This is a genomic window from [Clostridium] clostridioforme AGR2157 (genome assembly GCF_000424325.1).
Classification (GTDB): Bacteria; Bacillota; Clostridia; order Lachnospirales; family Lachnospiraceae; genus Enterocloster; species Enterocloster clostridioformis_A.
Map to the genome: position 1 here is coordinate 64,406 of NZ_AUJR01000012.1, position 19,698 is coordinate 84,103.

A 19,698-nucleotide genomic window follows, 5' to 3' on the forward strand; every position below is an offset into this window, starting at 1 on the left:
CGTCATGCCCGCAGCAGCCTGTCCATTTCTTCCAGAAATCCCATGTCCAGATACTGCCCCAGCTTTTGAAACGTGGACTGGTTAAACAGCAGCTTATCCGGCTGCCGGTACTGCACCCAGGCCATAGCACACCAGGTAATGCCCCTCAGACAGGTGATGGGAATATAGGCAAGGGTACGCTCCCTCAGCCCCTTTGTGTCAAATCTGCCGTCCACCTTTTGGATGTACTGATTTATGAAGTCTTCCATCTCCTTCCGGTCCAGAATCACATCCGTCTTCCAGAATGTGGTGGTAGGCGCAAGGAAATGCCCCAAATCCTGTGCAGGCTCCCCGTAAACAGGCTTCTCCCAGTCCACCAGATAGTTACCCTTTCCCTCTCCGTTGATTAGGAAATTGGTGGAATTAAGCTCTGTGTTGATGCAGCATTCATAGCCTTTGCAGCCAGCAGCCTCCTGACGGCGTTTCCACCCCAGGTCCAGCATTTCTCTTATCTTCATTTTGGTTCCATGGTCTCCCAAATCTGAATCCATGTAGGTCCGGACCATCTCCTCGCATTCTGTCAGAATGGCCTCCAAAGGGTCCGCCGGCCGAATCAGATGGCTGTCATTCCCCACCTTGATACTGTGGATATCAGCCAGACACTCCGCTCCAAAGGACAGCTCTGTCCTGTAATCCATGCCATGTCCCGGCAGGAATTCCATCACCATGATGCCATGAGGAATTTTTTCCAGGCTTCCGTCCACATAGAAGGGGGCCGGTGTCCTGCCCGACTGCAGCAGCAGCTTTAAGGTATCGTATTCATACTGTATCTGATGTTTCAAATGCATCTGGCTGCCGCAGTTAACACGGAGCACCAGCTTTCTGCCGGTGACAGGATGGGTGAACAAATAATTTCTGTTGTACTCCCCCTGGGCCAGCAGACTGTATTCCTCCGTCACCTCATCCGGCAGCCCCAGAGCGCTGCGGTACTGCTTCCAGGTTACATATTCCCTTAACCCTGCTATCCGTTCCATTCCATATCACCTCACATCCCTGTACATCCGGTCAATCTCTTCAATGGGCACCTGGTCCCGGTACATCTTTCGCAGCCGGTTCATTTTCCACATCAGTTTAAGCTTAGGCAGGGTTCCTTTTGGAAAACGCCTATCCGATGTATAAATGCGGCGTCCTGTCATTCCCAGCTTTACCCCCCGCTCCTTAAGCGTCAGCGAAAACTGGTAATCCTCCATCACAGGAATCTCCGGAAACATGCCTGCATCGAAGAACAGACTGCGGTCCACAAAGATGCCCTGGTCCCCAAACATAACCTTGCGGTCCTTAATCCGGTGGTTTGAAATCACACGGCAGGTGAACATGAAAAAATTCCGCGAATGAAAGGCAATGCCGAAACATCCTGCACTGTGGTCCCTCATCACCCTGCGTATCTCAGCCAGCGGACGGGGAGGCAGCTCACTGTCGCAGTGGAGAAAAAACAGGATGTCGCCATGGCTCTTCACAGCTCCCGTATTCATCTGCTTTGCCCGTCCCTTTTCCGAATGTATGACTCTAACCCATGGACGAATCAATTCCAATGTCCTGTCTCTGCTTCCGCCGTCCACAAACAGGATTTCGCATTTCCCTCTCAACGGTTCCAGCTGGTCCTGCATCCGGCAAATGGTCTTCTCCTCATTGTAGACAGGGACAATGATGGAGATGCGGCTGGTTTTTGCCAAATACCGCCCCGTGGATGTCTTCTGCAGCCCCTTGTCCTCCCGCATTCTCCGGCGGTATGCCTGAAGGTCCCGGTAAGTATCCATGTCCTGCAGGGTTTCCGTAAATCCAACCGTGCATCCCGCCGTCTTAAGCCGTAACACGGTATCGCGAAGCACGGAGCCATGTCCATATTCTTCCATGTCAAACACAGTCCGCCAGGGTTTCTTCATGCCCACCAGATAATATCCCCCGTCCCTGGTAGGTCCCAGAACCACATCGTGATGTTTAAGCAGGTCAAATGCACGCTCCAGATATGCTGCCTTTACCTCAGGCACATCGGTTCCCATGAGTATACATGAGTCATATCCCCGGCCCAGCACCTCACGCACAGCCTGATACATCCGCTCTCCCAGACCTCTGCCTCTTTGGGGAATGTAATGTTCACCCCTGCCAAAAACCGGATATAAAAGCTCCCTGCCATCATCCGGTGTGAAGCAGATAAAAAGCTCCCCTTCCACGTTCCCGCATTCCCTCTTTATGTCTTCCAAAAAGCAGGTATGAAGGCGGGCGCATTCCTCCGGGCCAAGAACAGGCATCATCCTGGTCTTTGTCTGTCCGGGAGCCGGAACCCTTGTAAAAATAATGATTGCACGATTCATCTATAAGATTCTCTCCAATATCTCTATTACATCCTCCACCAGGGCCGTTTATCCAAACCATCACCAGAATTTTGTCATCATCCGGTTGACCATTGACTTCCTGATATCCGGCCGCTCGTCACATTCCAGAATCTCAGGCAGCAGGTGCATGACCCCCTGGCAGCCGTTGCGGGTGAGGTTCCCCGCACAGGACGCGCAGTAAGTAAAAATATGTTCATATCCCTGTCCTGCAATCCGGCCAGCCATATTTCCAGCCAGGTCCGGCTCCTTGCCCCCGGCACACCCTCCCAGGCCGCAGCACTGCACATCCCGCACCGTTTCAGGCGCATTCTTCAGAAATGGAGACAGCCATTCCACCCACTGTCTTCTCTCCCTGTCAGGGCACGGGAGGAACAGGGCCCCATTTTCTTCCACCTGCCGTCCGATTCCCAGCCGGGATAATTTCTCATAAATACTGATGACCCGTACCTCCAGCTTATCCTTCAGGAAATCATAACAGTTGGGACAAAGCATCACGGCCTCCGAAGCCCCTGCCTTACGAACATTTTCATTTATCCTCCGGACAATGTTGTCCTCGTCCCTTTGAAGGCCAAGTTCTGCCACCGGTTTGCCGCAGCAGTCAAACAGGACTCCCATATCCTCCTTTTCTTCCAGCAGGCTGACTAATTTCCTGGTGGTCTTTGGATAAAAGGAAGGGAAATTACATCCCGGAAACAGGATGCTTCTGCCCGCAAGACGCCGTTTGTTCCGGTAAATATAATTCCGCTTTTCCGCAAGGAGCATGGCATATCCTTTTTCCGGACATTTCCCGTGATTTTCCTCCACGCTTTCCCTCCGCATTTCCAGGATAACAGACCTGCCGTCAATTCCCAGCGGGCAAACCTGGGTACAGGTCCCGCACAGAAAACAGTGATAGGCCAGTTTCTTAAGTTCTGACGTGTCGCCGACATCAAGGCCGTACTTACTTAAGAAGGAGCAGTTTTTCTGGCAGATGCGGCAGTGTATGCATTTATCGCTGTCCTTCATCCTGAACATTCCGTCCATTCTCTTCCAACCTTTCCTCAGTCTCCTGCAATACGTACTTTTTCTTAAAGAACATGCCAAATCCAATGACAACAGCCGCCAGCACAGCTGTAATGATAAAATAGAAAACCCGGTTCTCCTTGTCAGCCAGGCCCGCTGTTCCCACTGTGTACATGGCTGTTCCGGGCAGCATGAAGAAGAAGGAACATATGGAATAGGTACCAAAGGGAATATCCGTGACTCCATATGCGAAATTCTGCAGGTTATAGGGAAACAGCGGAACCAGCCTTGTAATCATCAGCACAAACAGTTCATTTTTCCCTGTCTCGTCAAAAAGCCATTTTTTCAGGTATTTATTCTTCATAACCACAGGTTTGATACTGTCCTTCAGGAAAAAACGTCCTGTCAGGAAAGCAGCCATGGCCCCCAGGGTGGCTGCCACTGTACAGCAGGCAGTTCCCAGCACCGGACCAAACAACAGGCCTGCCAGGATGGCAAAAGTAACCCCCGGCAGTGTGAGCACCACACAGCCAATCACTGTGATTACCATGTAGGCGCCAATTGCAGCCGCCATGTGTTCCTCTGCCATCCGTCCCAGGAACTTAAGCGTACCTTTCCCGCTTAAATAGGCCGACCAGCCAAATACATGGTTGCAGACCAATACCGCCAGGATGATTCCGGTGAATGATGCCAGCTTTTTAATATTCTTTTTATTATGCTTTTTGCTTTCCTTCATCCTCTGTTCCTTACCCTGCGTTTCATCCCATTCCCTGCCGGCCATGCCTGCACACCAACATTCCAATCCATGTCTTCACAACCTGAATCAGGGACACGCCCCCCAGTATCGCACTGATGAAATAGTAAGCCCGAACCTCATCCGCTGAATTCATCCATGTAAATCCCCCATAAGCAGATGTCAGCGCTATCATACCTGCATTCATAAGCCACACTGTTTTTGTCAGGTTCCTTCTCTGTCTCAGGAAATAGAGAAGAAGCATCACGGTCAGGACCACCATCAGAAGCGCAGCCCCATTTGCCAGCAATTCCATGGGATATCTGGCTTCCCAGCCCCGGTTTTTATACACCACGTACCGTGCCATCCCCATTTTCCTGCGGGTAAAATACTGAACGGCCCATGCCCCTGCCAGGCACAGGATTTCCAGTATTGTCACAGATATATATGCAGCTTTCTTCATAACCATTTTCCCTTTTACATTTAATAAGCGTTGGACTTAATCAAGACGCAACGCTTATCTACATCATTCTTTATTTCTTAGCCTTGTCCGTGGACAGCTGTCCCACCGTGGTAAACCGGCAGTCACTTTTTGCCGGGTCCCCCACCTGTACCGGAAGGGAATCATCCATCTGCCACTGGTACCAGCCGCCGTCGTACATGGTCATGTTGGTCATTCCATTTTCATAGCAAATGAGGAACGGGATGGCAGCTCTCCAGCCTGTGCCGCAGTAAAAGGACAGCTCGTTGTCAAGGGAAGCCCCGGATTCCTCCAGATATCCTTTTAATACATCCAGTCCGGCAGTGGTTCCGTCCTCATTATTATAAGAGCCATCATCCGTATCATGTCCCCAGACAGCGCCCTCAGGTTCGCCTGCCCTGTCAATGTATCCATATCCGCTTGTCTTGCCCAGGAATTCGTCCCTGCTGCGGATGCTGACCAGCTTAAAGTTATCGTCATCTGCCAGCTTTTCCTTTACCTGGTCAATGGACAGGATGTATTCAGGATGGGCCGGGATTTCCACGCCGAACTCCTTGTCAGCGGCCTGCGGGGTATTGATAGTTTTCTCAGTCTCGTAGCCGCTCTCAAGCCAGGCCTCATAACCGCCGTCCAGACATTTTACATTCTCCACTCCGGCCCATAAAAGGGTGAATGCCACCCGGTCATCCGCTGAATTCGTACCCTTATCGCTATAGCAGATAACAGTTGTATCTTTCGTGATTCCGTATTCAGCCATCAGGTTCTTTATTTCTTCCGGAGTCCGGATATTCCAGTACTCATCCGATTCAATATCATCTGTATTCATATGGTAGGCGCCCTTGATGTGGCCGTCCTTATAAGCACCAGCATCCTGGATGGTTCCCCAGGCACATTCCAGAATCATGTAATCCTCTGACTCCTCCTGGTTCCCGTCCAAAACACTCTGTACCCAGTCAGGTGACACATAGACCTTTTTCTTCTCAACCGGGTCCGCCTTTACAGCAGATGGATTCCCTGTCTCTTCACCTGTTTCTACCTTTGCCGCGGCTGTGTCCTTTGTCGTATCCGCGCTTGTATCCGCTGCCATGCCAGCTGCCGCGCTGCTGTTTGACCCGGCTGCCGTCATTGAAGCATCTGTATTGGAAGAACACCCTGCTGCCAGTAATGCAGCAGTGCATAAAACAATGCCTAAAAATCTTCTCTTCATAATTATTTTCCACTCCCGGTTTCGTATTGTCTCAGTATAAATAATGTAATGTTACTTTGATTATAAAAACACCTGCTTGTTTTGTCCAATCGACGTGATATATATGTTTTGTGTTATATATAGTTTTTTTTTATAACATAAACCTCTAAAAAGTCCCGGACTTCCCGGTACCACGAAAACTCCTCTCGGTTTTGACATCTATCTCTTATCCGCCTTTAAATCAGTCTGGGCAGGATTGTCAATCAAACTGCCATTTTCAGAAAACCGAGAGCCATGGCATGGACAGTCCCAGCTGTGTTCCTCCTGGTTCCAGGACAGCCTGCAGCCCATATGCGGACATCTGGGAGTCCCGAAGGCGGTAAGACCGCGTAAAGCGTGATATCCTTCCTTAAAAAAGGAGCCCGCAGATGCCCTCCATGTCCATCTCTGAGGAGAAAAAACCTGTTCCCACGGGCTCTCTATGCCCATGACCAGATTCCTTAAAATCAGTGCCGAGACCATGGAACCGGTCATTCCCCATTTCTGGAAACCGGTTGCTATATACCAGTACGGCCGCAGACGGGAATATTTTCCGATATAGGGAACAGCATCCAGCGTCATACAGTCCTGTGCCGCCCACTCTGAAACAATCCTCAAATCCGGCCACAGGGTTCTGGCCTGACCTCTCAGGTATTCAAAGGAAGATCTGTCACACCCTTCTCCTGTGCGGTGTCCTCCGCCTCCAATCAGAATATAGGGACCTGCCTTTCGAAAGGACAGTCCATCCTCATCAACGCCATAATACATGCCGTCCAGATTAACCTGCTTCCCGCCTACGGCCTCCAGTGCCAGCACATAGCTGCGTTCCTGATGCATCCTGGCAAAATAAAATCCAGGCACATTCTGAAATGGATAATGGCAGGCAAAAATAATTTTCTCTGCCTCCATGATTCCCCGGTCCGTAATCAGACGATGCCCCTCCACCTTTTGCACCGCAGTGTGTTCAAAGACAGGGATTCCCTCCCTGACAGCCTCAAGAAATTTCAGCGGATGAAACTGCGCCTGATTTTCAAATAAAAGCGCCTCTGTTACCGGAAAGGGCAGGCTGGTGTCAGATGTCAGGACAGCCGGAAGTCCAAGGCTTACAGCTGCACTGTACTCCTTTTCCAGATGTATCCTTCCTCTTTCCTCCTTTGAATAGAGACAGGCAGGAAGACGGACAAAGCCGCAGTCAATGTTCCGGGCCCGAATCATCCTCTCATATTCCTCAATGGCGCTTTGGTTAGCCCTTGCATACAGCAAAGCCCTGTCATGCCCCATTGTCCTGACCAATTTGTCATAGATAAGGCCGTGCTGGGATGTGATTTTTGCCGTGGTATTCTTTGTCTGACCGTGGCCTGCCACCCTGGCCTCCAGAACCGCCACATCTGCGCCCTGGTCCGCAAGCATGCGGGCGCATAGCATTCCCGCAATTCCCGCGCCTATCACAGCCACCTCTGCCCTGGATGGAAGGTCTGTCCTGCTTTTGCGGCCCGTGTCCGCGGGACCTGACTGTGCCGGATGTTCCGTATTCTCACGTATATCTTTTAACCATATAGATTCCATTTCATGACCTCCCAGCAATGCGTACTAATGGTTATTGTTCCCCGGAAAAGACAAAATATGAAAGGTATTATTTTGAAACATTCTGTTTATAATGAAACACGCGCTTGGCCCGGCTCTCTCAACCCGTCTCTCATCGACCCACGCAAAAAGGCGGACCCGGCCAATGCGCCGGTACCCGCCCTCCTGTTTTATCTGTTGCAGGGACGCCAGTTCCGTCTCCCGTCTTCAAATCCCACTCTGTATCCGTCGTTAAAGCCGGCGCGGTTAGCCCACCGTCTCTCACCTGCACACGGGTCCCATACCGGCCACCAGTTGTTGTCCCAGTCATTCTGATTGGAGCCACACCCTCTACAGCATCTACAACACCTGCAGCATCTGCAGCAGCATCTATTACAACACATATCAAATCCTCCTTTTAAATATGATTATGGTATATTGTATGGGACAGATGGACAATGTGTGACTCTTCTCAATGGCTTTTCCTTTTTGTCTCTGCCAGCCGTGGGGGAAGCTGCCATCTGTATGTCCTGCGGTTTTTCTGATTCCAAATATTTTAACAGCGGCTTCAGGCGGCAGTATGGCTGTTCCCCCAAGGAGTACCGCCGGAATTTCCGCCATGAAGAACTGAAGCAGCATCAAAAGTCCATGCTCACCACACAGGAATTTTTGTCCGCCGCCTCCAGCATTGTGATTTTAGAGCGCTGCCTTCTTCCATTTCAGTAATAAATCTGAGTTAATAATGACAATAACAGAACCGGCATATCTGAATTTTCAGGGAATGTCTCCGTCTGTTCAAAAGACCTATACCATGGCTTATTATGATGCCAAGACAGACGCGGGGCGCGCCAGGCGCTTTGCATGGATGGTGGAACGGCTGGAGAAAAAGAACCTTTCCCTCCTCCTCCCCGTGCACCAGCGCAGCAGGCCGTAGCGCCATTGGTGGTATCTATGATGTTGCTCCAGCGCCGGGACCTTATCCTGTTATTCATTCCAATCTTCACTCAATTATTCAAGGGGCTGGCAATATGTAAATTGTATCCAGTGGTTAACCGCTGTCCGGGCCGCCGGACCGTTTTTCAATGTAACGGCACTATTTTTCAAAGTAGCGATAGAGTACTTTTGTAAAGGGAGGTATATTTGCACTCATATTTCGGATAGAGTTATCCTCCTCAAATTTTCTTTCTTTTTCCCGGCAGCTTTTGGCATACTCCATAAGCTGAATAAAGTCCGCTTTAACGCCTGTCCTGTATGTGAATAATTCCGCCATCAACTCCATTGCCTCCCTGTTGTTTAACAATGCAAACGAAGTAAAAATACAGAATCCCAGATTTTCCAGAACAAATATCTGGTCGTACAGGTACTCTATATCCGGTACCGACTGGTAGCGTTCATCTATCTTTTCCAGGCGGACGTCAAACCGCATTTCATCATCAATTGCCTTCCGGTCCAACAGGGGAACCAGGTCCTCTCTGTCCGGGTACAATCTTAAGATGCCTTCTGTTCTGGATGCCACAATCCTTCCGGTCAGTGTTCCCTGGTCAATCTCCTCCAACAAGCCAAGAATACTCTCTCTGTCCTGCCTTTTCCCCTCTGCGCTGAGGTACATCTTAGCGGCAGTGACAAACTCTGTCCCTGTTATGCCAAGGTCCATGGCTCTTTTCTGTACCTGTTTTGTAAATGCCATATCATCAATATTAAAGCCTCTTTTTAAAGCCGCCATGACCTCGCTCTGGTCAGGAGAAATATATGCCTCTCCATCATTGGACATATGCCGGTTTAAACACCCCACCACGCACATAGGCGCGCAGCAGTAGTTAGTCTTTCTGACTTCCCTCCGCCCCTCTTTCTGCTTCTCTGCCGCTGATTTCCTTACGGAAGGTTCCTGCATCCTGCCGTAAAGCTTCTGACTGTCCCTTTTCAGGAAATCTGTCCTCTTTTCTTTATCCTTTAGGAGTTCCAGCAAAGTGATGGAGCCATAGGCCGGAAGGGCCTGACCGCACACCTCGCTTTCCAGGATGATACGGGCCAGCCTTTTTCCGGTTTTAAAAAAGTTGTCCCTATCCCGGCACTCACGCCCAAAATATCCGTTTCCTGTAACCACCACTGCCCTGAGCCCCTTGCTTCCCGGAATATCCCCAAACCCGTTTCGGGGACAGTGGTATTCCGGATCCCCATCCGGGTAGGTACAGAAAAAAGTACTCAGGGAAAGCTGCATGTCCGCTGTTTTCCCGACTCCCAGTATGGCTGCATCCGCCCCGAACCGTTTCTTTAAGCGTTCCACTATGGTTCCTGTATCTTTCCCCTCTAATTCCGGCATGTGGATTATTTCAGCCGAATCTTCCCTTATATGCAAGACAGCATTTTTCTCAGTGGATTTCCCGCAAATCAACAGACCTGCAATTGACAGGGATGCCATCTTCTGCGGAAGGTTCCCTGAAACATTACAGACCTGCAGGCCTTCTCCCTTTCCTCTTTTGGAAGCAATGGTAACCCTGCAGCAGCTGGCAACCTTACATCCGGTCAGTATGCCCGGAACAAGGGCAATTGCATTTTCCGACGAATAGCGCCCTGCATAATGGGGTACGCTGGAAGCCACCAGTTCCAGGGCAAGCCCCCGCCCATAACAGCCCCACGACTTTGGCTCATAGTCCAGGACTTCTATTCTTTCAGTGGTCAAATCCGCTTTTAAAATCTTCTCCATTTCAATCCCTTTCTATATGGACTTTACCAGAACGAATTTCTCATTATGCTCTAATATTTCTATCTTATAGAATAATAGGGACATCTTCTTCTGCACCTCCCCGGCGCTCAGAAGTCCCGGCATGAATGAATCCCTGACTCTCCCATTTTTCAGAATCAGAATCTCGTCACAATATTCCAATGCAAAATTAGGGTCGTGCAGTGTAATCAAACCGCATTTTCCTTCCCTGTGAATAAGTTCCCTTATTTTTGACAGAATCAGATGGTGGTTCAAAAAATCCAATGCGCTGTCCGGCTCATCAAAAAGCATGACCGGGGCATTTTGTACCATTGCCCTGGCCAGGATAATCAGCTGTTTCTGTCCCTCGCTCAGCGACATAAAGTCCGCATCCGCCTTTTCCTCCAGCCCCAATTCCCGGATGACGCCCCGGGCCTCTTCCTTTTGCCCTTTGGACGGCGTGGAAAAAAAGTTCAGATATGGATTGAAACCCATGGCAACCACATCGGTTGTGGAAATACTGTAGATGATTGTGTTTTTCTGAGGGACATAACTGATTAACTGAGCTTTTCGCTTTTCATTCATCTTATAAGCATCCTCGCCGCAGACCCTCCAAACCGCAGACCTTCCCCTAAGGAGTCCGCAGGATGCCTTTAGCATGGTTGTCTTACCGGACCCGTTCAGCCCTAAAAGCGCAGTCAGTTTTCCTTCTCTCAAGCTTATGTCACAATGCTTGATTACTTCCCTTTTTCCATAGGAAACCGACATATCCTTAATCTCTAACAGAACCGTTTCCATTCTAGTCCCCCCTTTTACAGAGAAGGTATACCAATAAGGGAACCCCGCATACGGATGTCAGTATGCTGATAGGAACCTCGCTTCCAGCCATACTCCTTGCGAAGCAGTCCGCAGCCATCATGATTGACGCGCCTGTCAGCCCGCTTAGTATGCATGTCCCAAAATCGCTTTTCTTAAGCAGCATTCTGGCAATATGCGGGGCCACCAACCCAATAAAACTGATGATTCCTGTTACACAGACCGTGGAAGCCACCAGAAGCGTAGAAAATCCCAATACAATACACCGTACCAGATTTACCCTCATCCCAAGCATCCGCGCCTCATCATCTCCCAGGGACAGCAGCGTAATCTGCCATCTTAACAAAATGATTCCAATGAAGCCCGCCAGGAAAACAGGAAAAATCACTCTCAGCTTATCCATTGTGATATTTGCAAAGCTTCCCATTGCCCAATAATCAATGGCAGACAGCTGTTTGTCCGGGTCAGCAAAATATTTCATGGCCATGACAAACGCTTCTGCCGCAGCCTTTACAGCAATGCCTGCCAGCACATAAGTTGCCGATGTTCTCTGTCTCACAAATCCAGCCAGGACAACCACGGCAGCCACCGCTGTTATGCCTCCCACAAACGAACTCCCAGCTGCCAGAATCATCCCCCCATGAAGGCATACAATTGAAAATGCAGCACCCGCAGTAGCACCATTGGCTACACCAATCAAGTCAGGTGCAGCCAATGGATTTTTAAAAATATTTTGATATACGGCCCCTGCCATACTCAGGCCGAATCCTGCCAGCAATGCCATGATTGTTCTGGGCAGACGCAGTGTGAAGAACACATTGCGCGCCATTCCCTCATAGACAGTTCCGGTACAAATTTGAAATATTTCCTTCAAAGTCAGATTGTATTTTCCAACATAAAGGGAAATCAGGAATGCAGCTATGGTAACGGCAGCCGCTCCCAGGTAAATGTGTGATTCTTTCTGTTTCAATCGTGTATACCTTTACTTTGTAATCAATGCCGTATCAATGTCTGTATGATAAAATTCTTTATAAAAATCAGCTGCTTCGCCTGCAAATGTATCAAAGGGATACTTATCCTCATTGATAATACTGGAAAGCCACATGCATCCCAGGATGCCGGAAGGAACCGGTGAATCCCATGCCTCGAAGTCTTCCGGCATTTCATACACCTGCGCGTTCTTGACTGCATTGATTTCAGCCAGCTGCCCATCCTTCATCACATCTTCTTTTGTAAAATCCGCTTCCGGGATGATTACAAGAATGTCAGGATTGTACGCAATCAACTGTTCATACGATATATTGGCCCAGCCTTTATCGGTCAAATCACTGGCAGCATTTACACCTCCTGCTGTTTCAATCACACTGTTCTGGTACATGGCCGGAGTAGCCGCTGTCAGTACGCTGCTGGTTCCTGCAATGTAGACCGATGGCTTTTCCGTCTTTTCCCCTGAAATTTTATCTAATTCCTCAAGCTTTGTATCATAATATGAAATCAGTTTCTCTGCCTGTTCTTCTGCCCCTGCTGCCTGTCCAATCATGGAAATGGTCTGCAAAAGCAAATCCGTATCCTCCGGATTGACCACTAATGCTGCAATACCCATGCCGGATAAAGTCTCGGCCTGTTCAGACAAACGCTTTGGAAGTACTACAAGGTCCGGCTCAAGGGATATGCACCCCTCTAAATTAAATTCCCTCGCAGTCCCCACATCCGGTAGATTCAAAAGTTCAGGCGCCGCCAATCCATAAATGGGCCTGGATGCTGCCTTTGACTCGATACCAACCAGTTTATCCTCAATCCCCAATGCAATCATCATGGAGGTGGTGATATAATACCCGCTTACGATTTTGTCCGCCGGCTTATCTAATACAACTTCCCTTCCAACCGCATCCGTGATTTTTATTGCCCCTGATGTTCCGGCATCCGCAGCCGAAGAGGGCTCCTCTTTTACCGCTTCTACCTCCGCTGCTTCTGTCTGGGTTTGGGTATCCGGCACAGCTGCCTGTGATTCGGCCTTCTGTCCTTCTGTCTCTGACTGGACCTGGTTTTCTCCTGTCTGTGAAGAACAGCCGGTCATGGAAGCCATGACAAGCGATGCGCTCAATAAAATTGCCAATATTTTTTTCATCTTCTTCTCCCCTGTCTGTATCATATGTATATTTACCCTATACATTATATCATTTGAGAAAATTACCACAAATAGCTTATATTTATACTCTTTTATCTGAAATTGTTTTTATCTATACACATGACTGAAATAGCAGTGGTATTCCTCCCGCATATCCCCTTTATTTTTATTGGCATCGGGAACAATGCGAGGCAAATTTCATGTTGACACAGGCATTGTGTTATGAGATACTTTTATATATAGTATTTAATACTACGTATGGAGGTGTTGTATGAAAACTGTTATTCTAATTGACTCTGGCTGCGACGTATCCCATGAGATAGTCCAGAGATTTCACATGAAGGTGATGCCCCTTCATATCATTTATCCGGAACGGGATTATATTGACGGCGTGGACATCCTTCCTGAGGCCATTTATCAGCGTTTTCCGGGCGAAATTCCCGCCACTTCAACACCCAGTCCCCAGGATGTGAAAGATATGGTTGAAGAAATCAAGGCAGAGGGTTATACTCATGTGCTGGCATTCTGTATTTCCAGCGGCTTAAGCGGTACATATAATACGGTTGCCAGTGTTCTGGGGGATGAAAAGGACCTGACTTCCTTTGTGCTGGACACCAGAAACATATCCTTTGGGGCCGGTATCCTGGCTGTATGGGCCGGGATGCAGTTAGAAGAAGGGAAAAGCTTTGATGAACTGAAAGAAATGCTTCCCGGAAAAGTTAAGGATTCCAAGGTATTCTATTACATGGATACACTGACCTATCTGCGCAAGGGAGGCCGAATCGGTCTGGTCACCTCTGCGGCAGGCAGCATCCTAAACATTAAGCCCATCATCTCCTGCAATGATGACGGGGTATATTACACTGCTGCGAAGATACGCGGCGCAAAGCGGGGACTCTTCAGACTGCTGGCGGAAGCCAGTTCCTTTGCTGGCGGCCGCCCCTGCCTGACCGCCCTGTTGAACGGCCAGGGACAGGAAGCGTCCGATGAACTGAAGCCCCGGCTGATTGCCGGCATCCCGGAAGGACGTCTGATTATGGAAAAAGCCATCACTGCCTCCCTGGCCGTACACACCGGCCCCGGTCTGGTGGGAATCGGCGTGCTCCGTCTGTAGCAGGTATGTACCTGCAGGCCGGCCCGGAAACAGTTGGACCGGAAACAGTTGGACCTATAAAAGTTACAGTGCCTCCGCCGCCCTTGCCAGTTCTTCCCGAATGGCAATATGCTGGGGACAGACCTGTTCACACTTGCCGCATTTGATACATTCTGCGGCTTTCTTTTTTCCATGCCCTCCAACCAGCCAGTCCTCCTGATGAGCGGCAGCCGCCTTATCCCTATAAAGGGTCAGATAATTCATGGCTGTAAATGAACCGGATATGCCAATGTTATTGGGACATACCTTGGCGCAGTAATTGCAGGTAGTGCATGGAATCAGGGGAATCCGGTTAATCTCCCTCTGTGCAGCATCCAGTGTCCTCTGCTCCTCCGGGGTCAGGCCGTTAAAATCCTTCATGCTGGAAAGATTATCCTCCATCTGCTCCAGGCTGCTCATACCGGAGAGCACAGTAATAACGCCTTCCAGACCGGCCGCAAAACGGATGGCCCAGGACGCAGCCGACCTGTCCGGTTCTGCCTTCTTCAGAATGTTCAGGACAGACTCCGGCGGATTGGCCAGCATACCGCCTTTTACAGGCTCCATGATTACCACTGGTTTTCCGTGCTTTCTGGCCACCTCATAGCATCGTCCGGACTGCACGGCCGGGTAATCCCAGTCAGCATAATTGATTTGAAGCTGGACAAATTCCATTTCCGGATGCCTGGTCAACAGTTCATCCAGCTCCTCAGGCGTTGAGTGGAAGGAAAATCCCACATGCTTAATCAGACCCTGCGCCTTTTTCTCCTGAACAAATCCCCACATATCATAGTCATCGAAAAAATGGGTTCGGCTCTCTCCCAGGTTATGCAGCAGGTAAAAATCAAAATATCCGGCTCCTGTCTGCTTTAAGGAAGTGTCAAACTGTGCAGCTGCTTCCTCCCTGCTCCTGCAGTTAATCCATGCAGCGTTCTTGGTCGCCAGCTGGAACCGGCTGCGGGGATACCGTTCTACCAATGCCTGGCGGATGGCATCCTCGCTGCCTGCATAGGCCCATGCCGTATCAAAATAGGTAAAGCCTGCCTCCAGAAACAAATCTGTCATTTGTTTCGTCTGTTCTATGTCAATTACGCCGTCTTTTTGCGGCAGCCTCATCAGGCCAAAACCCAGCTTCTTTATTTCCTCACCTAAATATGCCATCTTTGTGCTTCCTCCTATAATCCAAGGCCGTCCACCCATGACTTAAGATCAGCGGCCTTCACACTGCCGAACCGTCTGCCCTGTTTCCAGCGGGTATCCCGGGAACAGCAGCCTTTTAATACCCGGTCCGTGTCACCCATGCCGCTGCCGCCGGAAGTCGCAAAGGGAATCACTGTCTTGCCTGAGAAGTCATAGCTTTCCAGGAATGTGTTAATGATGGTGGGAGCTACGTACCACCAGATGGGGAATCCCACAAAGACCGTATCATACTGCTCCATATCCGCCACCTGATTGCCAATGGCCGGTCGGTAGGACGGGTCATTCATCTCCACGCTGCTGCGGCTCTTCTTATTTGTCCAGTCCAGGTCAGCGGATGAATACGGCTCTGCGGGCTGTATTTCGTGCAAATCAGCACCTGTTACCTGTGCCAATGACTTTGCCAGCTTAGCAGTGACGCCGCTGGCGGAAAAATATGCTACTAATGTTTTACTCATCGTGTTTTCCTCCCTGATTCATATTAATTTTTATCATCCGGTTCTCATATAAACTGTTTCCATGAGTTCCCAAGTCATTCCTCAGCTGAACTAACCGCCTTTCCAATTCCAGTGACAGACAGCAGCACATTATAAAGGGTGGATGCAGCCTGTATCCGTCCTCTCCATCCTCCAATGCATTCAGGACGGTTTCCGGGAGTTAACCAATTCTTCACCTTTTACTATGTATGTATCATTTACCTGCGGCCCAGCTGCCAAAAGGCAACCGCGCTTGCTGCTGCAACATTTAAGGAATCCACGCCATGGGACATGGGAATGCGGACCGTGTAATCGCAGTCAGCAATGGTCCCTGCTGCCAGCCCGTCCCCTTCCGTGCCCAGGATAATGGCCAGCTTTTCCTCTGACATCAATCCTGCATCATCAATGCTGACAGAATCATCATTTAAAGCCATTGCCGCAGTCTTAAATCCCAGCTCATGCAAACGTCCAATTCCCTCCTGAGGCCAGGATAATCCGCTGTCCAGAAACGTCCAGGGTATCTGGAATACAGTCCCCATGCTCACCCGGATGGCACGGCGGTACAGAGGATTGCTGCAGGCAGATGTCAGCAGGACTCCATCCATGTTCAGGGCTGCAGCGGAACGGAATATGGCACCTACATTGGTGGGATTCATGACATGTTCCAGCACAGCAATCCGCCGCGCGCCTGCACAGATTTCCTCAGGCCCGGGCATAGGCGGACGGTACATTGCGCACAGCATCCCCCGCGTAAGATGAAATCCGGTCAGCTGTGTCAGCACGTCAAATTCTGCTGCATACACAGGAATATCACCGCAGCGCCTGATGATTTCCCTGGCCTGGCTTTCCACATGCTTCATTTCCATCAGCATGGATATGGGTACGCACCCCGCGTCCAGAGCGCGCTCTATGACCTTGGGACTTTCCGCTATAAAAATGCCCTTGTCCGGTTCGTGGCGGTTCAGCAGCTGCCCCTCTGTAAGCCGGGCGTAAACATCAAGCTCCGGAGCGGCAAAATCGGTTATCTCAATTATATTTGGCATATGGTATCTCCTGGTTTCCTTTTGTTGGTTACCTTTTGTTGGTTACTATTATTGTTTTCCCCTTCTGATTGTTTATTATAGTATATAGCGTCCTGAGAATCCATGGTTTTCTGAAAAAAGACAGGACAAAACACTTGGTTTTACAGTGATAAGGAAGCATTTGTACTAACACATCACCTAGGATTTACCGCATAAATGCAGGGCAAATCGCCCCTATTGCGTAACATACCATACACCCCTGTTGAAATGCCCTTGATATTTGAACAAATGCTTAATGCGTGTGCTGCAATGCTGCAAAACGGTGTTTACGGCTTCCGGCTCTCCGGCGACTGCTCACAGCAGAAGATTTTCCGTAATACCCATGAAGCGATGGAAAAGGAATTGAAGCGCAGGCGGCGCTGGTTGGACAGGCAAAGAAACGGATTGCGGAACTTGACCGTATTTTCAACCGCCCTGGCTAATGCAACAATGGCGGTAATGACATATACTTCCATTTTAATGATTTTGGGCATCATCTTTACTTCCTTCTGTTTTATGTAAAATCAGCCTGGCAATACATTACCTTGCCGCCTTTTATGGTCATTTGCGGAACAATGACCTGATGTCCGGTAAATGTATGTCCATTCCGGTCGCTGTAACATACCTCCTTTTCTACCAGCTTAAGAATGGCCACATCCGCAGTACTGCCCATGTCCAGGGACGCCAGTTCTTCCCTTCCAATCAGCTGTGCCGGGCAAACGGTTGCTGCATCCAGCACCTTTTCCAGGCACATTCCCATATCCAGATATTTGCTCATTATCCTTGGCAGGCTGTGAAGGGGCTGGAGATAAAAACCAGCGGTATTGATGTCAGAACTGATAATGTCCGGTATAAATCCCTGTTTCACGGCCTTCCGGGAGATCTCCAGGTCATAATTATTACAGCCATTGCTGGCATCAAATAATACTCCCCTCTCCCTTGCATCCATGATTCCTTTTCGAACCGCTCCGTTTTCATCCAGAATCGTTTCTCTGCCCTTTCCCTGATAGACATGGCATATCACGTCTTTCCTGCGCAGCATCCCTGCAAGCTTCTCCAAATCCATCGCGGGGTCCGTGATATGTACGCATATATTACAGCCAAGTTCCTCTGCAACCGCAACCGTAGCTCTCAGGGATTTCTCCGCCTCATTCTCCCCGATGATGTCCGCTGACAGTCTCAGTTTCAGGCCTACCAGGTTGTCCGGGTATGTCCTGAACAATGTGTGTATTTTGTCACGGTCAAAATACCGTTCCTCCAGGCGTTCCGGATACTGATTCGTGGTCTGGCCCCCGCTTCCCATAAGGAGCATGTTCAGAATACGCACATCGCTGAAAGACATCACGCTCCTGCGGTACATCTCGTAATTGGCAGCGCCGCAGCTTCCTCCGTCCACAACGGTGGTGATTCCGCATGGAAAGGAAGCCGCGTCCGGATTTACACCGTTTTCTGTACCATGGTTAAAATAATGAACATGGTAATCAATCAGTCCTGCTGTGACGATACAACCAGAAGCATCCACCACCTCACAGTCTCCTGACGGGAGTCCTTCCATAATCCTTCCATCCTTAACCGCAATATCCTTATAGCTCCATTCATGCCTGGCCGGATTATATACTTTTCCACTTCTGATTAATAATGTTCCCACCTGTTTACTCCTTATTTCGCTTCATTGATTGCTGCCAGCAGCTGATCCACAAGCTCATCACCCGTGTTTTCCCTTACCATGTCATAAACCACGGATGCTTTTTCTTTTAACTCTCCCATCACCTTGTCGTCCAAGACAATTATCTCACATCCGGCGTCTTCACATGTTTTCTTATATTCTGCTATACTCTCATCTGCCTTGCTGTTCGCATAGGCCGTTGCCTCCTCAGCACATTCATCCACAAGAGCTCTTACATCTTCCGGGAGGCTCTGATACAAATTATAATTCATGAAAAATGTAATAATATGGCCGATATGATTTGTCTCAATTACATATTTCTGGACCTCCTGCATGTTATTGCCCACGATATTCATATAAGGATTCTCCTCCCCGTCAATGGTTCCCTGCTGAAGTCCCATAAACACTTCCGTAAACTGCATAGGAGTTGCCGCCGCGCCAAGGGCATTCCAATACGCAATGTGGTACTGATTCGTCATGACACGAATTTTCTGACCTTGTAAATCGGCCAGCTGATGCACTGGTTTATTGGAGGTAAGCTGTCTGAAGCCGGCATCGGAAAAGCCCAGCATCTCAATTCCTCCCTGATTATTATATTCATCCAAAGCACTTACAAGGCCACCGCTCAGCACGGCTCTCATCTGTTCCACATTGGCGAAAAGATTTGGCATGTCAAAGACAGCGTAGGATGGTATGAAGTCAACAAGGTCCGTTGTCATGCCTGTACCGATATCGATGGAACCGCCGATAACTGCTTCCGTAAATTCGGTTGTATTGCCCAGCTGCCCTCCGGGGTAAATGTCAACCGTAATCCTTCCCCCTGACCGTTCATCCAGGAGCTGAGCAAATTTTTCAACCATCATGTAATTTATAGTGTTTTCAGCCACCGACATGGCTGCTGTCCAGTGATATTCCGGAAATTCTCCTGTAGTTCCGGACGCCGAACCATCGTCTTTTGCCTGTGCTTCTGCCTGTGCTTCTGCCTGTGCTTCTGCCTGTGCTTCAGTCTGGGAAGCTCCGGAAGTACTGCTTACTTTTCCTCCATCACTTCCTGAAAAACCGCATCCCGACAGGGATATTACCATAGACACTGCCACCATTGCTGCTAATTTTCTCATCACTATTCTCCTTTTTATAAAATGTGT

General features: G+C 49.4%; 19 protein-coding genes and 1 pseudogene. 3 read left to right on the top strand and 17 right to left on the bottom strand.

The window, feature by feature from the left end; genetic code table 11:
- Positions 1-2: 2 nt before the first annotated feature.
- The 7 genes from G614_RS0107295 to G614_RS0107325 all read right to left on the bottom strand — a co-directional run bounded on the left by G614_RS0107295 (position 3) and on the right by G614_RS0107325 (position 7,379).
- The gene (locus G614_RS0107295; protein WP_027641442.1) at positions 3-1,013 is read right to left on the bottom strand and encodes an aminoglycoside phosphotransferase family protein; all 1,011 of its coding nucleotides are present in this window, start codon (positions 1,011-1,013) and stop codon (positions 3-5) included.
- A gap of 6 nt (positions 1,014-1,019) precedes the next feature.
- Positions 1,020-2,351, bottom strand: coding sequence for a TIGR04283 family arsenosugar biosynthesis glycosyltransferase (locus tag G614_RS0107300; RefSeq protein ID WP_027641443.1), 1,332 nt, complete (start codon positions 2,349-2,351; stop codon positions 1,020-1,022).
- Between the two features lie 60 nt (positions 2,352-2,411).
- Positions 2,412-3,395: a (Fe-S)-binding protein gene (locus G614_RS0107305; protein WP_027641444.1), complete on the bottom strand. Its 984-nt coding sequence runs from the start codon at positions 3,393-3,395 to the stop codon at positions 2,412-2,414.
- Entirely contained in the window at positions 3,361-4,110 is a 750-nt protein-coding gene (locus tag G614_RS0107310; protein WP_027641445.1) for a TVP38/TMEM64 family protein, read from the bottom strand. The genes G614_RS0107305 and G614_RS0107310 overlap by 35 nt, the downstream gene beginning before the upstream one ends.
- A 22-nt stretch (positions 4,111-4,132) precedes the next feature.
- Positions 4,133-4,570 (bottom strand): hypothetical protein, encoded by a 438-nt coding sequence (locus G614_RS0107315; protein ID WP_027641446.1) that lies wholly within the window; start codon positions 4,568-4,570, stop codon positions 4,133-4,135.
- Between the two features lie 70 nt (positions 4,571-4,640).
- Positions 4,641-5,795: a sulfurtransferase gene (locus tag G614_RS0107320; protein WP_027641447.1), complete on the bottom strand. Its 1,155-nt coding sequence runs from the start codon at positions 5,793-5,795 to the stop codon at positions 4,641-4,643.
- Between the two features lie 198 nt (positions 5,796-5,993).
- Positions 5,994-7,379, bottom strand: a complete 1,386-nt coding sequence (locus tag G614_RS0107325) for an FAD-dependent oxidoreductase (protein WP_027641448.1) — start codon at positions 7,377-7,379, stop codon at positions 5,994-5,996.
- Positions 7,380-7,838: 459 nt separating this feature from the next.
- Here G614_RS0107325 and G614_RS0107335 point away from each other — a divergent pair, with 459 nt between their 5' ends.
- The gene (locus G614_RS0107335) at positions 7,839-8,102 is read left to right on the top strand and encodes an AraC family transcriptional regulator (protein ID WP_242828021.1); all 264 of its coding nucleotides are present in this window, start codon (positions 7,839-7,841) and stop codon (positions 8,100-8,102) included.
- A gap of 28 nt (positions 8,103-8,130) precedes the next feature.
- A pseudogene (locus G614_RS0107340) lies at positions 8,131-8,310 on the top strand (YdeI/OmpD-associated family protein); the annotation flags it as partial.
- A gap of 159 nt (positions 8,311-8,469) precedes the next feature.
- On the opposite strand, the gene G614_RS0107345 reads toward G614_RS0107340, so the two are convergent.
- Genes G614_RS0107345 through G614_RS0107360 form a run of 4 tightly spaced genes read right to left on the bottom strand, consistent with a single transcriptional unit; the run spans position 8,470 to position 13,021 of the window.
- Positions 8,470-10,080: an aldehyde ferredoxin oxidoreductase N-terminal domain-containing protein gene (locus tag G614_RS0107345; RefSeq protein ID WP_027641451.1), complete on the bottom strand. Its 1,611-nt coding sequence runs from the start codon at positions 10,078-10,080 to the stop codon at positions 8,470-8,472.
- Between the two features lie 12 nt (positions 10,081-10,092).
- On the bottom strand, positions 10,093-10,875 hold the full coding sequence (locus G614_RS0107350) for an ABC transporter ATP-binding protein (RefSeq protein ID WP_027641452.1): 783 nt from the start codon (positions 10,873-10,875) through the stop codon (positions 10,093-10,095).
- Position 10,876: 1 nt separating this feature from the next.
- Positions 10,877-11,863, bottom strand: coding sequence for a FecCD family ABC transporter permease (locus tag G614_RS0107355; RefSeq protein ID WP_027641453.1), 987 nt, complete (start codon positions 11,861-11,863; stop codon positions 10,877-10,879).
- 12 nt (positions 11,864-11,875) lie between these two features.
- The gene (locus G614_RS0107360) at positions 11,876-13,021 is read right to left on the bottom strand and encodes an ABC transporter substrate-binding protein (RefSeq protein WP_027641454.1); all 1,146 of its coding nucleotides are present in this window, start codon (positions 13,019-13,021) and stop codon (positions 11,876-11,878) included.
- A 271-nt stretch (positions 13,022-13,292) separates the two neighbouring features.
- On the opposite strand from G614_RS0107360, the gene G614_RS0107365 reads away from it, so the two are divergent.
- Positions 13,293-14,135, top strand: a complete 843-nt coding sequence (locus tag G614_RS0107365) for a DegV family protein (protein ID WP_027641455.1) — start codon at positions 13,293-13,295, stop codon at positions 14,133-14,135.
- Positions 14,136-14,198: 63 nt separating this feature from the next.
- On the opposite strand, the gene G614_RS0107370 is transcribed toward G614_RS0107365, so the two are convergent.
- The 6 genes from G614_RS0107370 to G614_RS0107400 form a co-directional block, all read right to left on the bottom strand.
- A complete protein-coding gene (locus G614_RS0107370) occupies positions 14,199-15,314 on the bottom strand; it encodes an aldo/keto reductase (protein ID WP_022200650.1) in 1,116 nt (371 codons plus the stop codon).
- Positions 15,315-15,328: 14 nt separating this feature from the next.
- The gene (locus tag G614_RS0107375) at positions 15,329-15,808 is read right to left on the bottom strand and encodes a flavodoxin (RefSeq protein ID WP_027641456.1); all 480 of its coding nucleotides are present in this window, start codon (positions 15,806-15,808) and stop codon (positions 15,329-15,331) included.
- Positions 15,809-16,044: 236 nt separating this feature from the next.
- The gene (locus G614_RS0107385; RefSeq protein ID WP_022202697.1) at positions 16,045-16,869 is read right to left on the bottom strand and encodes a TrmH family RNA methyltransferase; all 825 of its coding nucleotides are present in this window, start codon (positions 16,867-16,869) and stop codon (positions 16,045-16,047) included.
- Positions 16,870-17,174: 305 nt separating this feature from the next.
- Complete coding sequence (locus G614_RS0107390; RefSeq protein ID WP_155245029.1) at positions 17,175-17,384, bottom strand: hypothetical protein; 210 nt, start codon at positions 17,382-17,384, stop codon at positions 17,175-17,177.
- Between the two features lie 17 nt (positions 17,385-17,401).
- A complete protein-coding gene (locus G614_RS0107395) occupies positions 17,402-18,535 on the bottom strand; it encodes a metallo-dependent hydrolase (protein ID WP_027641458.1) in 1,134 nt (377 codons plus the stop codon).
- Positions 18,536-18,546: 11 nt separating this feature from the next.
- Positions 18,547-19,671: a TRAP transporter substrate-binding protein gene (locus G614_RS0107400; RefSeq protein WP_027641459.1), complete on the bottom strand. Its 1,125-nt coding sequence runs from the start codon at positions 19,669-19,671 to the stop codon at positions 18,547-18,549.
- Positions 19,672-19,698: the final 27 nt, after the last annotated feature.

Excerpts from the sequence above, each read along its gene's own strand:
- G614_RS0107295 (WP_027641442.1), bottom strand. The coding sequence starts at position 1,013 with ATGGAACGGATAGCAGGGTTAAGGGAATATGTAACCTGGAAGCAGTAC.
- G614_RS0107300 (WP_027641443.1), bottom strand. The coding sequence starts at position 2,351 with ATGAATCGTGCAATCATTATTTTTACAAGGGTTCCGGCTCCCGGACAG.
- G614_RS0107305 (WP_027641444.1), bottom strand. The coding sequence starts at position 3,395 with ATGGACGGAATGTTCAGGATGAAGGACAGCGATAAATGCATACACTGC.
- G614_RS0107310 (WP_027641445.1), bottom strand. The coding sequence starts at position 4,110 with ATGAAGGAAAGCAAAAAGCATAATAAAAAGAATATTAAAAAGCTGGCA.
- G614_RS0107315 (WP_027641446.1), bottom strand. The coding sequence starts at position 4,570 with ATGAAGAAAGCTGCATATATATCTGTGACAATACTGGAAATCCTGTGC.
- G614_RS0107320 (WP_027641447.1), bottom strand. The coding sequence starts at position 5,795 with ATGAAGAGAAGATTTTTAGGCATTGTTTTATGCACTGCTGCATTACTG.
- G614_RS0107325 (WP_027641448.1), bottom strand. The coding sequence starts at position 7,379 with ATGGAATCTATATGGTTAAAAGATATACGTGAGAATACGGAACATCCG.
- G614_RS0107345 (WP_027641451.1), bottom strand. The coding sequence starts at position 10,080 with ATGGAGAAGATTTTAAAAGCGGATTTGACCACTGAAAGAATAGAAGTC.
- G614_RS0107350 (WP_027641452.1), bottom strand. The coding sequence starts at position 10,875 with ATGGAAACGGTTCTGTTAGAGATTAAGGATATGTCGGTTTCCTATGGA.
- G614_RS0107360 (WP_027641454.1), bottom strand. The coding sequence starts at position 13,021 with ATGAAAAAAATATTGGCAATTTTATTGAGCGCATCGCTTGTCATGGCT.
- G614_RS0107365 (WP_027641455.1), top strand. The coding sequence starts at position 13,293 with ATGAAAACTGTTATTCTAATTGACTCTGGCTGCGACGTATCCCATGAG.
- G614_RS0107370 (WP_022200650.1), bottom strand. The coding sequence starts at position 15,314 with ATGGCATATTTAGGTGAGGAAATAAAGAAGCTGGGTTTTGGCCTGATG.
- G614_RS0107375 (WP_027641456.1), bottom strand. The coding sequence starts at position 15,808 with ATGAGTAAAACATTAGTAGCATATTTTTCCGCCAGCGGCGTCACTGCT.
- G614_RS0107385 (WP_022202697.1), bottom strand. The coding sequence starts at position 16,869 with ATGCCAAATATAATTGAGATAACCGATTTTGCCGCTCCGGAGCTTGAT.
- G614_RS0107390 (WP_155245029.1), bottom strand. The coding sequence starts at position 17,384 with ATGATGCCCAAAATCATTAAAATGGAAGTATATGTCATTACCGCCATT.
- G614_RS0107400 (WP_027641459.1), bottom strand. The coding sequence starts at position 19,671 with ATGAGAAAATTAGCAGCAATGGTGGCAGTGTCTATGGTAATATCCCTG.